The sequence below is a fragment of the Pyrinomonas methylaliphatogenes genome (genome assembly GCF_000820845.2).
Lineage (GTDB): Bacteria > Acidobacteriota > Blastocatellia > Pyrinomonadales > Pyrinomonadaceae > Pyrinomonas > Pyrinomonas methylaliphatogenes.
This window is the reverse complement of the sequence record NZ_CBXV010000004.1, coordinates 536,509-558,249: the sequence shown is the minus strand read 5'-3', so window position 1 is coordinate 558,249 and position 21,741 is coordinate 536,509. Positions and strand designations below refer to the sequence as shown.

Here is a 21,741-nt window from a genome sequence, read left to right as displayed (position 1 = left end):
ACATCGGCCCCTCTCGGGTTGCCGGTAGTGTCATTGTGACAGGCTCACGCTATCTCGGACTCGAAAAGTGCGTCGTGCTTGTCCTGCTCGGGACCGCCGATGTAGCGGCCCGGGGTGAGCACGTAGCCGTGCTTGCGGATCTCCTCCAACGTGGCGCTCTTGCAGAAACCGGGGACATCCCGGTACTCCCCCGCCTCCTTCTCCCCGCGCCAGGCGTGGTAGGTGTCGGCGATCTTCTGGATGTCCTCGTCGGTCAGCTCGCGGTGGGTGCGGTCCACCATAAAGCCGAGGTTCATAGCCCACCGTGTCGCCGTTGGTGCTTGTCGTGTTCTTGTCCTTTTTTCGTTTTGTCATGTCTAATCCATTCGATCGTTTTGCGGTGTCGCGCGTGCCGGAACACGCGTCTTACAGCCGCACACGACGCTCCGATGAAACATTTTACCTATCATGGGATAGCCGATCAACGGCCAATGGCGAGAAGCGGTCAATGTCTGCATCAAGGTACTTACCATCGCGAGTGAAAGAAAGCTGCAAACTCTTGCTGAACACATTCCGTCGGTAGCTCTCACTGTGTGCTCCATGCCTACCTCCAATGTCGCGGGAGAAAGAATTTGATGCTTGTACTTGAACTAATAAATTGGTGGCCCCTGCACCAGCAACGAAGATCGTACGATCTTGCTGAATACCTCCGGCATCCCAATGTACTCTCCATCCGCTCAGTGACAGCCCTGCGGCAGCGATGGCTCCGGTAACATTGAAAAATCCAAGCCGTTGATTATTGCTCAAGCTATTCCACTGACTCGCGCTTACCCCGAGTTGCTCTAATTGACTCTGTTTTACCTGAGAAAGACTAGCAAAGTCCGGCACATTACAAGGGCCCTTAATCGACACAGTCTGAGTCAGCACCGGCGCAGCCGCGCCGCCTCCGCCGCCACCACCTCCGCTCCAATCGTCCGAGATGGAGGGCTGTGGACTACTGCCAAAGTAAGATCGCCACAGCAACCAATTAACTCCTCCACCGCCTCCGTCCGTGTCCCGACACGCACCGGTTGCGTAGTCGTATCCACTGCGACATGGCCCTTGTCTAAACATACCCATCGGATCCACGAAGTTCAGTCGCCCATTCCCGTAGCTCACCTGCTTCACCAACCCCGAAGCCCGATACCGAATCTTCTGCGCATACACTCTCTCCCCGCCACGGTTCGCCCCCGTCACCGCCACCACCTGCCCGGCTTGGTCCCGACTGTAACCTACCACCTTGTCTATCTGCCGCACTGTCCCGCAGTTCACCACATAACGAAAGTAAAGACATTGATCGTGAGAAAACTCTGCGTGTGCGGTAGTTGAGTAACAGCTAGAACGGAATGAATTCGATCCTGTTCTCCAAATCAGCAGGATCACAAGCCTTTGCAATTAATTCGAGAGCGGCAATGCATTTGCCAATCGGACTGCGCAATTGATGCGAGTAAATAACCCCAGCAAACCGCTCCCCGGCAAGCCACCGCCGATGCGCTTCGGCCAATAAATCATCATCTTGCTTATAGAGTGGGCAGCCGATCTCGGTCGCTCGATCGAGCAGTGCCGCGTCATCTAATTCCGCAGCTCCGTCCTCCTGCGCTGTTATCACCTCAACGCCGCGCGCGCGCAGTCCAACACTGATTGCCCGTGGGATGTGAACATCCATGTAGAGAATGACCGACACTATGCCAGCAACCCTCTCTTCCTGAGACGCTCGACCAACTCCGACGGACCAACATCACGCCTAATCTGCTCAACCCGCTCTAGCCGTCGCTCGATCTCGCGTTCGAACTCCTCTCGATGATCCCAATAGTAAGCCAATGCTGAATGGATCTGCCCTAACGTCAAGTATGGATGCTGAAACTGCAACTCCTCAGCACTCCACCCATAAGCCAACATCTCCAACACTAACTCGACGACCTTCATCGTCGTCCCTTCGATCGTCGGCACGCCAGCCTCGTCAAGAACGATGTGCTCGTAAGCTGTCGCTCGGTTCATAAAGCTCATCCCCCTCTCTTCTGCTCCGACTTCGTTTGCTCAGCAAGTATAAACCATCGAAGACGAAGCAAACATACTCCCCACACTTGCTCGTCATAACGGGCAACGATGGTGACTCCTCGCCCCCCGCCATTGATCGCCAGTTCGCTGCTTTCATCCCGCAAACCTACCACCCACCTTCTATTCATCGCTCGCCAGAGATTGAATTTGAGGTCTGCCAGCTTCAGCATTCACTTCCTCGTCGCAGGATCACCGTTTGAGTGCGCGCCAGATGGCGTACTCCGCCACCACGTACATCCCGATCGTGATGAACAACAGCGCTTCTGGATCGATCTCGCCGCCTGTCAACAGAATCCCTAGCGAGAGCAAGCTGAAAAAGAATGTCGCCATCCCACGTAAAAAGAGCCGCCCGAAGATCCGCTCTTCTAGCTTCTTTCCCTTGAGCAGCAGCAGCCCGCCGATCATTTCCAGCACTCCCCACACGATGAACACGGCGAGAAAAATCAAAACGAACTGGCGTGTAAACAGCGCACCCTGCCACGTTGACTCATCCACGCTACCTCCTCATATCGTGAAGAACGGGATCCGGTGTTCGGCCAAAGGATACTTCTTCTTGCAATTCTCCTATAGCTTCCGTCAACTTCCGATCATTCGCAAAAGCTTGTTTGATGGCCTCCCAAGCGAGCTTGCCACTGAAAGCGCCAACTGCACCGCTCCATATCCAGCCTTTGGATAGTTCATCACCCGCCTGTAACAAGCGCCCAACAAACGGTAGCGTGGTGTCCTCAAGTGCATGTTGCCCTCCCCTTAAGCCCAGCCCAAGCCCTCGAATTCCGATGAAGAAGCTTGCGCCCAACCCCAAGCCAATGCCACCGACGATGGCGTTGCCAGTTGTCTTCGGGCACTGTTTCCGATACTCTGCATAGGCATGCTTCACACAATCATCGAACTCCTTCTGCTCCGGTCTGACTGATGGCGCTGGATGTGGCTGCGAAGCAGAGCCTTGCAGCGGAGCAGGCGCGCCGCCTCCGCCATTAGCCTCATTTACTCAACCCTTGCCACCAACTTCATTTAAACCATCTCCAATCCCCCACACACAATACACGTTATAGCCTGTCTCACTATTCCCTATCACCTCACACATGATCTTCGGCACTAACCCTTCTGGACCTACACACCAGATCATTCTCACAATAGCTGTATCGGTTGAACGATTGCAGGACCGTTTGTCACTGCAGAGTGCGTTTAGCCTCATCAAGTGTGATGGCAAAACTATCCCACGCCCCTCGATCGATCTTCATCCTTCTTCTTTCCTCAGCGTTTCCGGGCGGTACGAACCTTCGTAAGCTTCCCGCAGGGACGCGGCTCCGCTGCCCATCTTTGACGAGATAAGCCTCCACCCAAAGATACATTGACGTCATGTAATCTCTGGCCGCGTCGTCTTGATGCTCATCGGCAACCTTGACCAACGTCGCCCGTAGCTGTTCTTCGTTTGTATCTACCGGAACCCCAATACAAATCAGAGTCCCCATCTCGTCGGAAAGGATTTCGTAGGCCGCTGGTTGGCTCGGGTTGCTGCTGATCGCTTCGTGACGCGCGCGTGCAACGAACAACACCCCTATGCCGATGGCGGCAGTCACTATCGACGTCCAGACGAGCGCGCGAAAGCCTGGATTGCGTTCCACGATGTTTGCCCTCCGGTTAACCCTCACAAAGGGTGTTCCTGATCCAATCTGCCAGCGCTCTCGCGGCTGCTGCGCCAACGGGTCCACGAACAGCGAGACTATTAGCGTTCATAGCTAATCTCCGCCCCATTGGCACTGTTTGATTGTTCAAGTTGATGTCCGGCACCCCATGTACAGGGTCAGCAGGGTTCTCTCTGTTGTTCATCCCCAGGCCAAATACTGGATCATCAAGCGGAATTCCCACGTAACCAGCGATCAGCCCACCAACTGCGTGCCTCACCTGATTAGCATCCGGCTCGAAATATGGTCGAGCAAATCCGCTGCTTCCAAACGTCATGGCAGGGCGACTGCGCCCTTCAAGACCAATTACAGCTGGAAGCGTGGCGCTAGGAAATTCAGTGAATGTAGTAGCCATCCGATTCATGAACAACTGAACATCTAACCCCGGAATGTCGGGACGTAACCCGATAGTTTCATTTGCAATTCGCTCAACAATGCTGGCAAACCGCTGACAATCATTCTGTTGTGGCGCGTTGTTCTGCCTCTGCACCGGCACAGGCGCGCCGCCTCCGCCGCCACCAACCTCACCTCCTCCACCGACCTCGATCACCATCAACTCGCACACCTCGCCCTTGTCGTACCAATCGCCTCCACCCTCCACATGCTCCTTCCACACCCAGTTCGTCCGACAGTTGACCACCACCGCAACCCGCAATAACCCACTCGGATCGGTGAAGTTTACCGGATCATTCTTGACGTAGGCATACAGATTCAACGTCTGTGGATCGGTCAGGTCAACCGACTTCATCCCGATCGGATCGACCTGCGTGAATCTACCTTGCTGTGGATCGTAGTGCCGATTCACCGCATAGTCTAACCCTGTCACTGACGAGCGATCATACGAGGTAAACCGCCTGTTCGTCGCACCACTCGATTCAGCTTCGAGTCCTACTCCGAATGGCAGCGTCACCTGCTCATAGTACGAGCCATCTTGATTGTTGGTCACTAGTCGTGTCCCAAGCCTGTCCGGATGATGGAATTCTACTCTCTCATTTCCTTCACCTGATGGGTGGATTGTCGCTAACAGTCTCGCACCTAGATAGACGTACTGCTTCGTCCAGACCGGCTCTGTAGAACTGCCGACTTCCGTGTACTCTGTGATGACTCTGCTCCCGCTCCACAGATAGTAGGTGCGTACATCCCCTTCCTCACTGATCAATCTCTCGGTCGTCGCACCATACGTGTAGCTTGCCAGCACACCTCCTGCTTCATCTCTAACTCTGACCAGACGACCGGCCGCATCGTACTCTAGCCGCTGCCACCCGCCACTGCCTGTCTGAATACGCGTCTGATTGCCTGCCGCATCGTACTCCCACCCAGCCACGCTGATCCGGTTGCTCGCTTCATCATAGCTCAACGACGCGTGCCCGTCGCGCGTTACTCCCCCAGGGCTCAGCCTAAACTGCTTTGGCGCCCCCGATAACAACTCAACCTCTCCACCTTGTCCCGCTCTGTCAACCCCATAAACCCACAAACTATGACTCACTCCATCGCGAAACTCCTCCCCTATCCGCCAATTGAAACCATGATCGCCAGGATAGCCGGTCACCTGATTGACATCCGGACGTGGCTGATTGGCACGCGCCGTGCCAGCAAACCGCCCTGTGCCCGCTGGACCATCGACATAGAAAAGCACCTCGATCGATTCGGCCGCCGCGTCCGGATCAAGCGTCCAACCAAAGGCCATGCCATTGCTGTCGATCCCATCAAGCCAGCCGATGGGCCTGCGATTCGGTGGTGTCGGCGTAGGTGTTGGTGTTGGTGTTGGCGTCGGGGTCGGTGCGGGCGGCGGATTGCTGATGGTCGCCGTGCTCTGTGCGCTCGCTTGCGCACCATTGTTGTCCGTCACCGTGAGCGTCACTGTATAGGTGCCAGCTTGCGAATAGGCGTGCACAGGCGTCGCTCCACTCGCTCCCGTTCCATCGCCGAACATCCACACGTAGCTCGTGATCTGGCCATCCGGGTCGTATGAACCGCGCCCATCGAACTGAACAGCTTGCCCCGCTTGCCCGCTGTACGGCCCGCCTGCAACCGCCACTGGCGTTTGGTTCGGCGGCGGCACCACGTTGACAACTACATTCGGCGTCACGTCGCCAAACCACCCGGCTCCATCCTGCCCCATCTGCCACTGGAAGTTGTACTGTCCAACCGTGGCCGGTGCTCGCACTGTGAATTGAAACGTCACTTCCGCGCCGGGCGACACATCCGTCGGCACCGCCACCCGATTCACTCCCCATGTCGTGTTGTCCGGCGGATTCTGTGACCCTAACCTGTATCCGTCCGCCGCGCGCCACACTCCGCTCCCGCTGTTGCGCAACGTCACCGACACGTTGTATTGCTGCCCCACCACCATCTCAGTGGCGACTTCCTGCCGGACGAAGCTGGCTGCGCGCCACGGCGCACACTGCACCTGTCTAGGTGAACTACCCAACTCATACCCGCTGTTGGCGATGCGTGCAACGATCGTGTGGGTTTGACGGTCGCGCAAGCTCTCAGGCAGGGCGTAACTCCACCCGTACTGCCCATCGCCGATGCCCGCTGTTGCCAGATCCGCACGGTACTGATCCGCCACCACCCGCGCGAGGAAGTTTCCATCAACAAATAGATCCACCGACTGCCGGACGCCGGGTCGAACACGATCCCAGGTCCAACCTGTGAGCCGAACGCAGTCAGCCCCATCGAACCAGCCCTCGTATTGCGGTGGTGGCTCCGAAACGGTGATGGCTAAGTTAGGCGTCCAGTCGCCGAACCATTCGACCCCTTCGCGCACCATCCGCCACTGAAAATTGTACGTCCCAGCCTGTGCGGGTGCCGTGATCGAAAACTCGAACGTCACCTCTTGCCCCGGAGCGACGTCGTGCGGCAACATGACGCGCCCATCGCGCCAGATGGTGTTGTCTTGCGGGTTCTGCGAACCTAGTTTGTATCCATCCGCTGCGCGCCATGTCGTCGTCCCCGTGTTGCGCATCGTGATCGAAACGGCCGTCCCTTGCCCGGTGATCAACGTCGTCGGCACCGATTGTGTGACGAAGGCGGCGTTGTTGTAAGGCGCTGGCGGCGGAGCGCTCACCGTGACGCTTGTCGTAGCGCTGCGCATCTGCCCACTGTCATCGCGCACCGTCAACTGCACGGTGTAGGTTCCGGCCTGCGCGTAGCTGTGCGGCACGGTGGGGCCGCTGCCTGTGTTGCCATCGCCGAAATCCCACCAGTAGTCGGTGATCCAGCCGTCCGGATCGTACGAGCCCGAGCCGTCGAACTGGATCGCTTGCCCGGCCATGCCGCCGTATGGACCGCCCGGCACTGCCACCGGCGGCTCGTTCCACCCGCCGCAATCGCACGTCGGATAGCACGGATCTTCCGGCGGGCAATTGGGCCGCGTTGGTTCTACTGTCGTCGCGGCGTTCGGCTCACGTGGCGCTGCGTCGCCCGTCGCTTGGCTCGTCTTTGTTGTGTTCGCTCCGGCGCGCGCTTCGATCACCGTCACCGTCACGCTGCTCCAGACGGCGTGGGCGCGCGGCCCGGCTTGATGTTTGGCGAAGAGACGGTAGCGTCCCACCCTCCGCGCTGTGAACTCGCCCGTCGGCGGCATCACCACCGGACGCCCCGTGCCGAGATCGAAAGCACGCCAGACGAGGCGGCCCGTCTGCACTGCGCGCCCCAGTGCATCATGCGCCGTGGCTTGAAAACGGACCCGTTCGCCCACGCGCAATGTGATGTTGCCGGGTCTTATCTCCACGCGCTGGGCGGTCCCCGTCGCTTGCCACAAGCCGGCAAAGGGCGAAAAGGGCGCGTCGCTCACGACGCGCCACGGATCCAATCCTTCGAGCGGATTCAAGCGCCACGCAAGCAACTCGGTCGGCAATTCCACCTTGGGCATGGCGATCAGCCGCGCGCCGCTGGCGTCTTTCCCTTTGTCGCTCGCTGCGCCGACTGACTGCTGACCGGCGCCTTCCACCGCGCCGAGCGCCAGTTGCCCGCCGACATCGACGCGCGTGCGGTTGCCGTAGCGGTCGTAACTGTATTGCTGCCACCATCGGTTGTTGCCGCTCGTCACGCGCATCAAACGTCCCAGCATGTCGTACTCATACGTCTTGTCTTTGTTGCGATCCAGATTGTTGATGAGCCGCGTCAGCTGCCCGGTCCGCCCACCCGTCGTCCCCGGACGCACGTAGTCGTAGCTGAGATCGAGCAGCCGTGTGCCACCGCGCAGGACCTGCTGGTTGACGAGGAGTCCGGTCGCCGGATCGTACGAGTAGTTTTCGACCGACTGACCGGCGCCGCTGCCGACCGTTAGCGAGGTGGTCTGACTCGCGGCGTTGTACTGCAGGTTCGAAGCGAAAGGCGTGCCATCGACCTTCAAACTGCTCAACCGACTCGCAACATCGTAATCGTGGTGGACCACCTTGCGCGGTGCCGTACCCAGGCCGTATTGCGCCGGATAACGCACGTCCGTCACGCGGTCCAGCGTGTCGTAAAGGTAGTCGGTCTCGAGCGGGTGGTTCGGGCGCGTGGCCAAGATCACGCGCTGGCGGCTAACTCGACCCTCGCCGTCGTACTCGTACTCCTCGGTGCTCACGCCTTCGGCCACTACGCGCCGAACGCGCGTCAGGTCACCGGTGGTCATGTATTCGTAACGCACCGTGGCGGCGGGCGCCACCGGCTGTCCGGCGCCGCTCGTGTCGTACGTGACCGATTGCAACCGGTTGAGCGGATCGCCGTTGTAGTTGAAGACGGTGCGCACGCCGCGGGCGTCGACGCGCCAGATCAAATTCGAGCGCTCGTCGTAGGCGAAGACTTCACCCCAGCTACCATTTCCGACATACTGCCCAGCGTCGTTCAATGTCGCCGTTTGTTCGGCCAGCTTCTGATGTGTCAGTCGGCCTAGAGAGTCGTAGCGGAAGCGCCGCCGCTGCGCCCCTTGAACCACTTCCACCAGATTGCCGAGCGGATCGTAGACGTAGCGCGTCGCCAAACCGCCGGACCAGACTGATCCATCACCTTGCGGATTGGGTTCGACGACTTCGACCAAACGTCCGTCCGCATCCGATCTTAACCACCGTTGTCGCCCCCATGCATCCACATGGCGTTCGGTCTGCCCCGGCTCGTTGCTGGCCACGTCAGGTCGCTGACTCTCGTTGTAGAAGACGCGCGCCTCGCTCCCATCGGGCATGCGCACGAGGACGACGCGCCCCAGCGTATCGTAGACGGTCTCGCTCCACTGCGGCTGTTCTTGCCCAGCCCGATACGGACGCGTCTGGCGCCAGAGTCGGCCCAGCTCGTCGTACTGCGACTCGACCACATCCCACGCGCCGCCCGGCGCCAGCGCTTCTTCGCGCTTGATCTGGCCCAGCCCGCTCAACCGCCGTACGCTCTGACTCGCGATCGCGCCGTCGGCGGTGCGCGTCGTCTCACTGACGACCATCGCCACATCATCATAGGCGTAAGCGGTGTAGGCTCCGGTCGGCGCGTAGACCATCTGCGGTCGCAGCGTATTCGCATCGTAAACGGTCTGACTGGTCCGACCATTGGCGTCCGTCGTCGAAAGCACTAGGCCGGTGCTGAAATCGTAGACGGTGCTGGTCGTCACCCGCGGGCCGGAAGCATCGGCCGCGCCGCGCGTTTGCCCTTGCGGATAAGCGTACTGCGTATCGACGGTGTAGTTCCACGAAGTCTGCTCACAACAACTGGTCGAAGCGGCGACTAGATTGCCCGCGATGTCGTAGCGGCGCGTTTCGGTGATCGGATCAGCTAAGTTGGCGGCATCAACGTACTTCTTGATCTGCGTGACGTTGCCGCGATAGGCCGTGCTCGGATCGTACTGTGGATATGTGTCGCACACATAGATCTGATCGACGTAGCCATCGCAACGCGGATCCCAAGCGACGCATCCCGGGTTCTGGTAATCTGGATCGTTCGGATCGTCTTGCCACTGGCATAGTTCCACAGGCGGCGCGTACGGGTTGTGCGACGGCAGGTGCTGCACCACGCCGGGGGCATCTTGCAGCGTCGCCGAATCGTAAACGTATTCGACGCGCGAAAGCCGCGTCGTACCGTCGCCCGCGTAAGTCTCCACCACGCGCGCGAGGTTGAAGATGTGCCGGTTAGTGTAGTTCGCACTCGTCTCGTATTCGGTGCGCGTTGCACGCCGGAGACTCGCCCCGCCGTAGTCGTACTCGCGCGTCTCCGTCACTTGGTTGTAGGCCGGACCGTAGCTGAATTCGGTCGCCGTCATCTGCCCGCGCTCATCCGTGATCTCAATGCGCGCCGGGCGCGGCGAATCGTAAGCGCCGCGCTCCCATGTGACCGCGCTGCGCATGAGCAGGTTGTTGCTCGCGTCGCGCAACTCGTCTTGATAGAGCAACCCGTCGTTGTACTGATTGGGGGCGTTGAACGAGTATTGAATACTTTTGGTTCCGTCCGGGCGCGTGATCTCCACTCGCCGCGGAGATGCGTTCTGGTAGATGGCGTACTGCGTGACGGCCGGATCAGTGTCCATGCTGGCCCAACTTTCGGTGAGCGTCGTGTAGGTCGGCGCGTCCGTTAAACTGTAGTCTGGTCCGAGCGTGTAGTTGTACACTTGTCGGCGCGTCATCAGGCCTGGTTCGACTGTGCCCTGCTCGGTCAACGAGGCAGCCGTGAAGTTCATCGCCCGGTGCTCTTCGACCTTGGCCAACATCCCGTAAGATGAATACGACTCCGCGTCGCCGAACCAGTAGCCCGTCTGAGTTGCCGGATAGTAGATTGCATCTAAGACCCACACTGTAGAAGCGCGAACGTGAACGTTGAGCCCAGTGAAACCGTAGTTCAACGCGAGCGGCCGATAGTGCAAACGCACAAGCGTGCGCTGCGCGCCGCCGAGTCCCGGCCCGGTGACCGCCGTCAACAGACCGTTGGCGTCGTAGTGGAACTCGATCACGCGCCCGAGCGTATCGGTGACGGCTTGAATTCGCGGTCCGCGGTTGTCGACATAGGCGACCGTGATGTAGTTGCCGCTCGCGTCGATGATCTGAGTCGGATAGACCGCTCCATCGCCCGCCGCGCCGTAATTGACCACAGTCCCATTCGGCAGCTTCGCTTGTGCCCAACTGATGACGCCGTTGTACGAATGGGTCTGGTAATCGATCAGACTACCGTCGGTGGTGTGTCCAGTGAAGTAGACCGTGCCGTTGCCGTAGTTGGTCACGCTTCCTGTGAAAGCGCGGCGCGTCCCGTCCGGCTCGATGATCATCGAACCACCCAGCCCCATGCCGACGACCTTGCCGAACCCCAAAGCCCAACCGGGCGCGGGCCATCCGCGGTCGGCATCGAAACTGATCTCGTTTCCGGCTTTGGTCCAAACGCGCGAGTTGTAGGCGAGCGTCAGCGCGACCGACAGGCCACGCCCCGGCAGGCTCACCACGGGCGCTGCCAGTTGAAAGTTGCCGCTGCCGGCACCGTCGTCTTGCGGATAACCGGGTGGATCACCGACGCGATTCACCGGATCATCCGCCGCCCAGTAGTTGTCTTCACCCCAACCGGAATCGTCCGGCGGACGCATAAGCGCCTGCTCCACGCCGCTGCCGTCGGGCGACCCGGCACGCTCGGCGCCTTCGGCTGAAGAGCGTGCCGCTGGACCATCTTTCGACGATACGCGCCGACTCGCACGCGCGCGCAAAGCGCGACGGCGCGCGCCGCCGCTCGTTTGCCCGTTTTCGCCAGTCACCGTCACGCTCGCCTGCGCTACCAGACCGCCGCTTTCGGCCGTGACCGTGTAACTGCCAGCGACGCGAGCATCGAACGCTCCGCCGATCAACCGCCATTGCTTGTCGCCTTCGACCTCGCGACACCACCAGACAACCTCCAGTCCGCCGATGGGATTGCCTTGTCGGTCTCGCCCGATGGCCGTGAAGACGACGCGACTGCCCGCGACCACCGTCGCCGTGCCCGGCAAGATCTCCAACCGCGCAAGCCGCGCCGCCCGTTCGCTCTGTTGCTCTTGGCGCAACTCAGCCCGGGGTTTAGCGCGGTTGCCAGCCTCGACAGCGCGCAGCCAAAAGACGACATCGGCCCACCACACGGTAGCCTGCATGTGGAGCATCTTGGGTGCCGCCGGAGCCTGCGCAACGGGCAGCATGCAGACAAGCGCGATACTGAGGAATCGCTTGCCGAATTCAATGACCGAACGATGGACCACGCGCGGCGAGTGCGTCATGACCATCTCCTCCTAGATGGAACAGAGAGATTAAATCAGCATCGAACCGGAGTTATCCGGTCAGCCACTGTGCTCTTCGAGTGTGCTCTTCGCGTCGAGGGATCGTCTCGGTCGGGGTCGCGAAGCAAGCCTTTGATGAACTTGGATGAACCGAACACCGAACCGCCCAACGGTTCGCGCTCGCAAAATCAAAAACAACCTCAGTGCTCGCCTCCCGATTCACGGGTGGATTTCGTCGCCGGTGGAGCTAGACGGTCACCACGAAGGACTAGCTCGACGAGCATGCCGTGAGCCAACGGCTCCCCTGCGACCGATCATCATCGTCGACTTCGAGAGAGTACGACGTGCGCCACCGTGGCGAGGAGCCTTTCTCTCCTGAATCGAAAGGTGGGACGAGCAAACAACACGACTTGCGATCATCCCTTGTCAAGGTCTTTTTTTCGCAGCTTGCTAATGGTAGCCAAGCAGGCTCCGGCAGCGAGGTCGATCTTATTCGCTTAGCAAAGCGACGCGGCGTGCGCTGGCCGTGACGACGATATTTCTTTCGCGTCCGGCCACCAGATTAATGAGCGTGATAAGCGACGCTGGTGGCGGAAGTCGGTTTTCGACAGGGGACGTTGTTCGACAAACTTCGCTGCACCTGTCTGCTTGTTTCAACAATCCGGCAATCCTCAACCGCCATGCGGCGACCGGTACTCAACCACCTGTTGGGTCAGTCCGCCGTCGATGAAATAGGTCGCGCCCGTGACGTAATCGGCTTCATCCGAAGCCAACCACGCCGCCAACGCGGCGACTTCTGCCGGACGACCGAATCGGCCCCACGGGATCTCACGGCAAACGGAGGCTTTGGCCTCAGGGTCTTCCAATACGTCCTCGTTCATCGGTGTCGCGATCGCGCCGGGAGCGATCCCGTTGACGTTGATCTTGTACTCGGCCAGCTCCATCGCCAGCGTTTTCGTCAACATGCCGAGTCCGCCCTTGGCCGCGCAGTAGGGCGCGAAACGCGGTTTCGCGATCTCCTGATGGACCGATGAGATGTTGATGATCTTTCCACGCCGCCGTTTTACCATGTCGCGCGCACAGGCTTGCGCGACGAAGAATGCGCCTTTGAGATCGACCTTGGTCATCAACTCCCAGTCATCCTCCGTCACTTCGAGGAAAGGGACCTCACGTTGCACGCCAGCATTGTTGACGCAGATATCGATGCGTCCGAAGTGGTTGACGGCCGCATCAACCATGCGGCCGACCTCTGCCACTTGTGACACATCAGCTTCGATGTTGAGCGCGCGCACCCCGTGCGCCGCGATCCTTTCACAGACATTCTTCGCCTGCGCTTGCTGCCCAAAATGGTTGATGACGATATGGGCGCCTTCCCCGGCGAAGCGCAGCGCGATGGCGCGTCCGATTCCGCTGGAAGCCCCGGTGATCAATGCGATCCGATCCTTCAATCTCATTTGCTCCCCTCCTGCTCTTCGTTCCCGTCGGAGCTGGATGATGTAGCAGCCGCGCAGCGGCGTCCGCCGCCGCTTCTTCGCGACACCCTCATTCGGCTGAACACCTCCGGCTTGAGTCGGCGGTCTTTGATCTGCCTCATCTTTGTCGAAAATGGACGATGAAGAAACCGTGCGGTTCAATCGAAACCGCGAGTACGCGGAGATCTTCGCCCCGGTTCTCTCCGCCTTCGACCCATCCACTGTATTCGCTGTTATAGACGCGCAATTTATAAACGCGCTCGCCATCGATGAGATCATCGAGGTCGAACGGGACGATCAACGTCTGCGCTGCACTGTTGCCGATGAACAAGCATAGCTCCTCATCACAAGCGAAAGCCGCCACCGACGCTTGATCGCTCCAGACTCCGACCCTTTCGGAAACATCTTCGCCGCACGCGGTCACGGCATGCGGCGAGTCGAGCAGATCGGTCGCGTAGATGTGCAGCGCGCCGTCTTCGCGCACGGCGACGAAGCTGATCGTGCGCCCGCGATAAGGGAGACGGCGCAACACCAACCACTTCCAATCGGGCGGCAAGCGCGGCTCGATGCGTAACCGCTCGCCTTCAATGTTGACGCCCGCCAGTCCTTCGATCGCGGCCCAGAGGTATCGCGGCGGTTCCCACGGAGACAAACGCATCCCGCGGTTGACGAGGCTTTCGCCGTCGAACCACTCGCTAAACTGACCCGGCACGGTGTTGTTCTTGCGTGGATCAGCCAGATACGCGCGATAGCCATCGTGCAACCCACGCACCATCGCCTCTGGGTGGTATTTCGCGGCGGCAAACGCATACCAGAAGACCACGCCCGGCCAGACGCCGCCGAGCAGTCCGACGTGCTTCGATGGATCGTAATATGGGCTCTGTCGCGAGACGGTGCGCAACCCGGCTTCGGTCCAAAAATCGCTGCCGTTCAAGCGTGAGATGATCCGAAAAGCGACCTCTTCGGGAGCCACTTTGAACATCACCGGGAAGACCTCATCGCTTGTGACATCCGTATGACGATTTCCATCAACGTCGATGTTGAGGTAGTAGATGCCGTTGTCGGGGTTGAGAAGATGCTCGTTGATGGCCGCTTTCAACCGCTCCGCTTGCTGGTCGAACTCCCTGCCTAGCTCGTCGTGCCCGCTGGCACGCGCTAGCTGGGCCGCTTCGCGCAACGCGCCGTAGCAGAGCGAGTTGATTTCCGTCACCGCACCGTTGATTGAATAATCCGGGATGACGTTGCGCCATGAGGCGATCCCCCAAACGTTTTCGCCATGCGCCGTGCAGAAGACCAGCCCGCGTTCATCGCGCTGCGACAGGATATAGCGCGCTGCCGCCTCGACTGCCGGGAAAGTCTCTTGCAGAAAATCTGCCTCGCCGGTCGCTTGGTAGTGATGGCCGACGGCGAGGATGAAAAGCGGCGTATCATCGTTGATGTTCAGTCCGTAATCTTCGATCCGACCGTCGAGCGCGTTGAAGAATTCGGCGAGCTTGCCCGTCGGGTAGCGCATACGCGCGGCGACGCGCAACATCTCCCGGCTGGCTGACTGGTCCAACCAATCGCAACCATAGACGAACCAAGCGAGATCGCGGATGACGACGTTCGACGAAACGCCCGGTTCGTTGGTGAAGGCGCGCGCCACCGGGTAATCGCCCATTACGCGCAACATGTTTGCTTTAGCCCATTGCACACCCTGCGTGATGATCGGATCCGGCGTCGCAAGCTGCGAAGTCGCCAGCTTCGCGCGGTAATGCTCGACTGTCTCCTGAAAGGCGCGACGGAAATCGCGCGCCGCAGCGAACGTCTCGCGCGCCGCCCCCTCGCCTGCGGGCGAAAAGGCGAGGATGACAGCCAGCTCCGCCTCCTCGCCCGGAGCGAGTTCAAGATTAACCTGAACGATGCCGAAGATGGAACCGCGCGCCGAAACGTCGTTGGTCAACGGCAACACGTTCACCGGATCGTAAGCGCGGCTCACATCGTGCGTTGTCATGTACGCCGTGGCGGGCGAGCTGAAGCCGAAAACGCGCACCCAATCGGACACGCTCTCGTTCCAAGCGAACAACGCGCCGAGCGATTCGTCGAATCGACCCACGACATCGTTCGCCGCCTCGCCGCGAAGATTGGCGTAGGCGTAAATGCGCACCGCACGTCGCCGCGCCGCCTGATTCCGCAGCGTGATCGATTGGTAGACAACCGCCGGGTCTACCCGCGCCGTGTGCGGGACGAAGAGCGTTTCGCTGACCTCCAACCCGCCGACCAATTCAAAGCTCCTTTTCTGATAGGCGGGATGCAACCGGAATCGACCATGCCGGCTCTCTTCGAGCTGCACGCGCGCTTCCGGGCGGCAGAAACGGAGCGTTTCATCGCCCCTCGCTGCCGCTGCGCGGTAAGACACACCGTGTTGCGCCGTGCTGTACCTAATGTTCACGGCGCCAGCGATGGCACGACCAGCATCAAGGCTGAAGAGCTGTTCGATTGCTCCGGTGGCTTTCGAAGTGACCCAACACTTGTCGTTGCCGAGACTGGAACCCGCTCCTAAGTCCTGCTCTGCCAGGTCATAGACGAAGAGCTGTCCCCCCCTAGCTCGCCTTCACGCGCGGCCTTTACACGCGCCGCGCTACCGGGATACGGGCGCACGTTCCCCCTCCTCGCAGCTCCTTGTTCGCTCAGGCTAGGGATTTTAGCGAAAGCAACCGCTGAGATCAAAACGTGCTTCTAACGCACCTCAACACGCCACAATTCCCGTCCGTCGGGTGCGATGGCGTGCAAGCGATTGCCTGCGCCAACCACGTAAACGTTCCCGTCAGCGCCAACCAACGGTGGCCCGAGCGGTCCACCGCTCGTCTGATGCTGCCAGAGCAAACGACCGTCCGCGAGCGAAAAAGCGTATAGGGTGCCATCATCACCCGCCATGAAAAGCGCTCGCGCGCCGATAGCCAAAGCTCTCCCCTGTCGAGTTGGCGTCGGCACGACCTGTCGCCATGCGAGGCGCGCGCCATCGAGCGCGAAGAGATAGACCTCACCGGCATGTCCGCCGGTCAACTGCACAGCGAGGCCGTAAAGCTTATCGCCTTCGGCGACCAATGACTGTACCTGAAAATCACGCGAACTCCGCCCGTAGGAGCGAGCCAACTCATCGGCCAATGGGTAAACCCACGCTTCGCGGCCATCTGTGCCGAAAGAATGTATGCGCCCGCTCGAATCGGCGACATAGATCGCATCCGGCGTGATCGTGGGCGAAACGCTGACGGCAGGTCCGCGAACTGCCGTTATACACCCGCTCATCACGATCGGCAAAAACAGAACTGAAACGATCCAACCTCTCGCCATCGAGATAAAAATACCTGAAATCTTCTCTCGATGGGAACGAGAATGCGCTCGAAAGCGAAACCGGTTTTATGAAGAGGTTTACATCGGAAGATGCGCTCTATCCGGTCAAAGCGGGCGCGTGGCGATTCGCCCGTATCGCTCAAGGCTTCGCTCTGAGATCAAAAGTCTCCCGGTCTAGCGTATGGCGCGCTCCACAGCGCGACTTGCATTACCACCGATTTGAACCACGCTTGATGCATCTTTTCAACATCCTCTTCGGCGTGCCCCTTCTTCGCCAAAAACGGTTTGATCGTCGCTGTGATCGGGTAGATAAACGCGATCATGTAGCGAAGCGGGATGTGATCGGCGATCGACTCGACTCGGTCGGTCCGATTCTTTTTGGCGCGCGTATGACGAAGCGCGATCTCCTGCTGATAATCAAGCCAAGCCCGATCATAACGCGCGGCGCACGTATCCCGTATCCACTGACCGAACCGCGCGCGCACGGAGGTCAGATACTCCGGGATCGGCTTCCCATCGCGATCGCTGAAATAATAGACCAAGTGAGGATGTGAAGCGACGAAGCCGTACCACACATCCAGCACATCCTCGACCTGATCGGCAAACACCTCGCCCGCCATCCGCAGATAATGAACGTCTTCATCCGTGAAGAGCACGGTCTGCTTGAGCAGGTCGAACTCCTGTTCGCTCAAAGGCGAGCGCGCCACTTCATCGGTCCCATAAGTGTAGCCGGTGATCTTGTTCTCCTTCATCTTGCTTCCTCCGTCAACCATCTCTGTTTCACCACCGTCGTGGTGTGTCATACAATTTAGCTGAGCGGGGGAAGACTCGTAAGTAGGCACAATTCGGTTAGGTAGTTACTTTTCGGTGTAAATTTATGAAAGCGAGAGGGAAGATCGCACCGGCTGAATCGCCCTTAAGGCCGACCGTCAGCCGCATGGTTGAAGATGTCATAGGTTGCAAGTGGACTTTGACCATCATAGAGTTGATCCGGCAAGGCGTGTGTCGGCCTGGCGCTATCGAACGGAGCATTGAAGGCTTGACGGCCAAGGTGATGAACGAAAGGCTGCGAAAGCTGGTCCGCTACCGAATCATCGAACGTTGCGCGTATCCCGAAATACCGCCGCGCGTTGAATACAGATTGACATCTTTCGGTCAGAAATTCGTGCGCATACTCGATGCCATACAAGAGTTGGAAAGAGAGTGCGTAGCGGAAAAGGAGGCAATAGTGAACGAGATCAAACGCCGCAAGGGCGCACCAGCATGATGATCGAAATCCTCCAAACGTTTCGGACGGGAGAGAAATCTTGCTTTGCCGACTCTTCCCTCTTCAAAAGAAGTAAAAGATAAACTTCCATCTGCTGCTTCGCGCCTGGGCGAAAGGTTCGATGTACTCGATCTGCCCTAAACTTGAACTTTTAATTCGTTCACAGAGATTGTCCCTCTCCGACTAGTTGAAGCGCATAGCCTGCTGCTTAGGGTATTTTTCCTCGTGTTTCGAGCTGAGTTGATCGAACAACAGTGAATCAACCTTGCGCTCAATGCAGCGGCCGCTCTGTTGAGAGCGAGCGCAAATCGAGGCGAAGTGCCTTCGTTTCGCCTTTCTGCAAGATCATCTCCATCCTCAATTCGGGTTGGTGTTGGGATTTGGATTAACCACATTGAACCTGCACTTGCCTGCTGAGCCGAAGCTGTAGAGATGCTGCACTTCTTGCGCCGTGAGCGCCCGGTTGAAGATCTCCAGTTCGTCGATGGTGATCGGCTCATCGGCCGAACTCGGCTGATAACCGATCATCATCGCGATGGCGTTGGCGAGCGACCCCAAGTTCGACACGTTGCTGGTTTGCATTCCCTGCTGTGCGCCGTCAACATATAAGCGGACGACGAGCGCGTTCCCGCCGACGTTGCGCGCAAAGGTCACAGCGACCAGGTGCCATTGATTAGGCGTAATGGATGCACTCGATTGCACTGTCGAAACGTTGTTGCCGTCGCCCCACAAAAACTCCAGATACGAAGAACTGCTACTGGGGGGACGCACGATGTAGAGCGCGTAACCCTTTTTGTTTGGGGCGTCGTACTTGTTGATGATGTAGTGCCGCCCGCCCGGGGCCGACGTCGGCGGGAATTTGATCCACGCATCGATGGAGAGATCGGCAGATCCGACGAGCGCCAGCGGCCCGCTGATGTTGGCGACGATGGCGCCGCTGTACCCAGATCCAGAGTACTTGGCGAAGTTGATCGCGCCACCGACTTTACCTGCCGTCGGTTGAGGCGCTTGCGCGGCGCCGACGGGTGACTTCACCGGAGCAGCGTTGTGCCCACCGATGATATCTTTCAGAACGGCGCTTCCGGCTGGATCATCCATTGGCCACCAAGCAACAATGCCTGGTGGCACCCGCATACACGGCAAAGGGACCGGATTAGGATTGATGATCTGAGAGCGCGCAATCGCGGTGCCGATCATCAAGCAAACAATAAACTTCGCTAGTGAAAGCGCCGCGCCGAGCGCTCTTCTTCGATGGCGTGAAGATTGGGCAGATGGGGTGAGACTTTCCATAAAACTTGCTCCTTTCGGGATCGAAGGATTGCATGAAACCGGTTCGCCTCCGTGACGAAAAGCCTGCCTGTTCATGGTCGCCCTTGCTGGGGCGTTTTCGTCGGCGTATCGACCTTGCCCGATGACTGCGGGGCGCTCTCGCCGCGACGCCGCTGAAAGATCTGCACCGCTCCGAGCGCCGCGCCCGCGACGCCCAATATCAGGTTCCTCCGCCTCTGCGCGCGGCGCGATGTGGACGAAGGCGAATTGGGATTCGCAAGCGTCGCCTTGCACTTGCCCGCTGCTCCGGCGTTGTAGATGGCTTGAATCTCGGCCTGCGTGAGCGCCCGGTTGAAGATCTCCACCTCGTCGATGATGCCATTGAACGTGCGCGGATAACCGACGGCGCGAATCGGAGCCGCTGTTGAGCCGATGGTCCACGGAATGGCGGGACTGTATGTGATGGTTTTGACCAAATTCATCTGCGCTTCAAGCGCGCCGTTGACGTAGAGCTTGAAGGTGCTGCCGTCGTAGCTCGCCGCGACGTGGTACCACTGCCCTGCCGGGAAAGTTGAGGTCGAAACGATTCGCTCTGTGGTCATGATGCCAAACGTAAAGACGAACTTCTGCTGTTGCGCGCTCCACCCAAGCGAGATCGGGACGTTCGTGTATCCGGCTGGCGGCGGCAATCCTTTCTGGACGATGACGCTGCCCCAAAAGTCGTTGTTCGACGCCGGCCCCAGCGGCGCGCCGTTCGGCTCGACCCAGGCATCGATGGTGAACTGCTGATTGGCGAGAGCTGGCGAATGCGGGATGTCGATGTAACCGCCCGTGCCGAACGTCACGCCTTGCCCGACCTTGCCCGCGACGAAGCTGATCGCATTGGTGGCCGATGGATTGTTGAAGCCTCCGAGGGCCGCAGTATCGATGGCGCTTCCATCCATCCAATACCATGCGACCATGCCCGGTGGGGGCGCGACGCACGAGGCAACTTGTTGTCCATCGCATTTGATATTGTTATTCGGATTGGCATCCGCGACGCCGCCGGGGAAGAAGATGCGCGCGCAATTCTTGATGCCGGCGACGCCCGCGCTCACCGTGCCCGTGATTGTGATGGACGGAAGCTGTTGTCCCGGATTCAACGTCACCGGGCCGGGATATTGGCACATGAGCGCGTTGCCGCTGATGCTGCAGTTCCAAGGAGGCGGAGCGTTGAAGGTCACGCCGGTCAATCCCGCCGGAAGCGGATCGCTCACGCCGACGTAGGGCGCCACAAACGGCCCTGAGCCGATGTTGCCGACCGTGATTTGATAGGTGATCTGCTGGCCCGGAAAGACCGGTCCAGACGATGGATTGATCATCACTTTATTCACGGCTGGATCGGGTTGCCCCGAAGCGGCGGAGCATTTGCCGGCTGGACCAGCATTGTATATCGCTTGGATCTCCGCCGGCGTGAGCGCGCGATTGAAAAGCTCCACTTCGTCTAGATCGATCTCGCCGATGGGCGGCACCGCGGGAAGCCCGAGCGGCGTGATCCCGCCGATCAACAGATCCGCACCGTTGTTTGTGCTCCCAAATCCCGATGGAAGCGCGGCGGTGGCGGCGAGCGTGCCATTGACGAAGAGGCGCAGCGTGTTGCCGGCGCGTTCGGCGACGACGAACTGCCATGTGCCGTAAGCGATGGGCGCGGCGGCGGTCACAACGCTCGCCCCATCGGAGACGGCGAAGTGGACCTTGGCGTTTTTGACGAACATCTTGTAACCGGCGACGCTGGTCCCGCTCGCGTTGAGCGCCTGCGCTTTCTCGATGATCGGCTGATAAAGCTGCGCGTTGACCTGAACGGGATTGATCCACGCATCGATGGTGAAGTCGCCCGCGCCGAAATTAAAGGCCGGATGGTTTGGGACGCGCACGTAGGTGTTCGCTTGATAGAAGTGGAGCGCACCGCCGACCACGCCTGCGACGGGCGCCGGTGAGTTGGAACCGAGCGGTCCGACCGGGCCGCTCACTGGCACACCCGTGTGCCCGCCAACCAATTCGCTGATCGAAGTCGCTCCGTTCTGCTCGTTGAGCGGCCACCAGCCGACGGCGCCTGTCGGAAGCTGCACGCAACCTTGGGCAGCCGTAATGGAAACAACCTTCCCTAATGACCATAAACCGAGAGCGATCTTCAAAACCAGAAGTCGAATCAAGTTCGAACGGCTTCGGCGTGCGAGCGATGGCGACAAGGGATCAAAGCTACCTGGCGTGCATGAGTTGGCGATCAAAATCGAATCTCCTTTCGCTTCCGGTGAAGGTGCAAAAGCATTTCGATTCACTGCGAAAAAGTTGCGGCGTGTTTTAGAGGCGACGGCGGACCTGAAGTGACACTTAACGAAGTGGTCCGGCAAACTATTCGCTTGCCGCAAAGCGAGGGTCAGTTAAGATCTAGCACGTTATCCCAGAAGA

At 59.4% G+C, this 21,741-nt stretch carries 13 protein-coding genes and 1 pseudogene; 1 reads left to right on the top strand and 13 read right to left on the bottom strand.

What is annotated here, in order from left to right:
• Nucleotides 1-47 precede the first annotated feature (47 nt).
• From PYK22_RS06945 to PYK22_RS06885, 11 genes and pseudogenes are all read right to left on the bottom strand, one after another.
• Nucleotides 48-299, bottom strand: a pseudogene (locus PYK22_RS06945) (N-6 DNA methylase); the annotation flags it as partial.
• 1,055 nt (nucleotides 300-1,354) lie between these two features.
• Entirely contained in the window at nucleotides 1,355-1,702 is a 348-nt protein-coding gene (locus tag PYK22_RS06935; RefSeq protein WP_041975389.1) for a DUF5615 family PIN-like protein, read from the bottom strand.
• On the bottom strand, nucleotides 1,702-2,016 hold the full coding sequence (locus PYK22_RS06930; protein ID WP_041975715.1) for a DUF433 domain-containing protein: 315 nt from the start codon (nucleotides 2,014-2,016) through the stop codon (nucleotides 1,702-1,704). The genes PYK22_RS06935 and PYK22_RS06930 overlap by 1 nt, the downstream gene beginning before the upstream one ends.
• Nucleotides 2,017-2,265: 249 nt before the next feature.
• Entirely contained in the window at nucleotides 2,266-2,571 is a 306-nt protein-coding gene (locus PYK22_RS06920) for a hypothetical protein (RefSeq protein WP_041975385.1), read from the bottom strand.
• 1 nt (nucleotide 2,572) lies between these two features.
• Nucleotides 2,573-2,953, bottom strand: a complete 381-nt coding sequence (locus PYK22_RS06915; RefSeq protein WP_041975384.1) for a hypothetical protein — start codon at nucleotides 2,951-2,953, stop codon at nucleotides 2,573-2,575.
• A 292-nt stretch (nucleotides 2,954-3,245) separates the two neighbouring features.
• On the bottom strand, nucleotides 3,246-3,701 hold the full coding sequence (locus PYK22_RS06910; RefSeq protein WP_157770723.1) for a hypothetical protein: 456 nt from the start codon (nucleotides 3,699-3,701) through the stop codon (nucleotides 3,246-3,248).
• A 16-nt stretch (nucleotides 3,702-3,717) separates the two neighbouring features.
• On the bottom strand, nucleotides 3,718-11,958 hold the full coding sequence (locus PYK22_RS17920) for a PKD domain-containing protein (RefSeq protein WP_041975381.1): 8,241 nt from the start codon (nucleotides 11,956-11,958) through the stop codon (nucleotides 3,718-3,720).
• Nucleotides 11,959-12,623: 665 nt separating this feature from the next.
• The gene (locus PYK22_RS06900; protein ID WP_041975378.1) at nucleotides 12,624-13,406 is read right to left on the bottom strand and encodes an SDR family oxidoreductase; all 783 of its coding nucleotides are present in this window, start codon (nucleotides 13,404-13,406) and stop codon (nucleotides 12,624-12,626) included.
• Between the two features lie 136 nt (nucleotides 13,407-13,542).
• Entirely contained in the window at nucleotides 13,543-15,855 is a 2,313-nt protein-coding gene (locus tag PYK22_RS06895) for an MGH1-like glycoside hydrolase domain-containing protein (RefSeq protein WP_041975376.1), read from the bottom strand.
• A gap of 287 nt (nucleotides 15,856-16,142) precedes the next feature.
• Entirely contained in the window at nucleotides 16,143-16,757 is a 615-nt protein-coding gene (locus tag PYK22_RS06890; RefSeq protein ID WP_041975374.1) for an outer membrane protein assembly factor BamB family protein, read from the bottom strand.
• 158 nt (nucleotides 16,758-16,915) lie between these two features.
• A complete protein-coding gene (locus tag PYK22_RS06885) occupies nucleotides 16,916-17,509 on the bottom strand; it encodes a protoglobin domain-containing protein (RefSeq protein ID WP_041975714.1) in 594 nt (197 codons plus the stop codon).
• A gap of 125 nt (nucleotides 17,510-17,634) precedes the next feature.
• On the opposite strand from PYK22_RS06885, the gene PYK22_RS06880 reads away from it, so the two are divergent.
• Complete coding sequence (locus PYK22_RS06880; RefSeq protein WP_041975373.1) at nucleotides 17,635-18,024, top strand: winged helix-turn-helix transcriptional regulator; 390 nt, start codon at nucleotides 17,635-17,637, stop codon at nucleotides 18,022-18,024.
• Between the two features lie 357 nt (nucleotides 18,025-18,381).
• Here PYK22_RS06880 and PYK22_RS06875 read toward each other — a convergent pair whose 3' ends face one another.
• Both PYK22_RS06875 and PYK22_RS06870 read right to left on the bottom strand, forming a co-directional pair.
• Nucleotides 18,382-19,122, bottom strand: a complete 741-nt coding sequence (locus PYK22_RS06875; protein WP_041975371.1) for a LamG domain-containing protein — start codon at nucleotides 19,120-19,122, stop codon at nucleotides 18,382-18,384.
• Between the two features lie 263 nt (nucleotides 19,123-19,385).
• Nucleotides 19,386-21,467, bottom strand: a complete 2,082-nt coding sequence (locus PYK22_RS06870) for a LamG-like jellyroll fold domain-containing protein (protein WP_162199811.1) — start codon at nucleotides 21,465-21,467, stop codon at nucleotides 19,386-19,388.
• Nucleotides 21,468-21,741 lie beyond the last annotated feature (274 nt).

Bases quoted from the DNA above. Each gene is read 5' to 3' on its own strand.
- PYK22_RS17920 (WP_041975381.1), bottom strand. From the start codon at position 11,958: ATGGTCATGACGCACTCGCCGCGCGTGGTCCATCGTTCGGTCATTGAA.
- PYK22_RS06890 (WP_041975374.1), bottom strand. From the start codon at position 16,757: ATGGCGAGAGGTTGGATCGTTTCAGTTCTGTTTTTGCCGATCGTGATG.
- PYK22_RS06880 (WP_041975373.1), top strand. From the start codon at position 17,635: ATGAAAGCGAGAGGGAAGATCGCACCGGCTGAATCGCCCTTAAGGCCG.
- PYK22_RS06900 (WP_041975378.1), bottom strand. From the start codon at position 13,406: ATGAGATTGAAGGATCGGATCGCATTGATCACCGGGGCTTCCAGCGGA.
- PYK22_RS06875 (WP_041975371.1), bottom strand. From the start codon at position 19,122: ATGGATGATCCAGCCGGAAGCGCCGTTCTGAAAGATATCATCGGTGGG.
- PYK22_RS06885 (WP_041975714.1), bottom strand. From the start codon at position 17,509: ATGAAGGAGAACAAGATCACCGGCTACACTTATGGGACCGATGAAGTG.
- PYK22_RS06930 (WP_041975715.1), bottom strand. From the start codon at position 2,016: ATGAACCGAGCGACAGCTTACGAGCACATCGTTCTTGACGAGGCTGGC.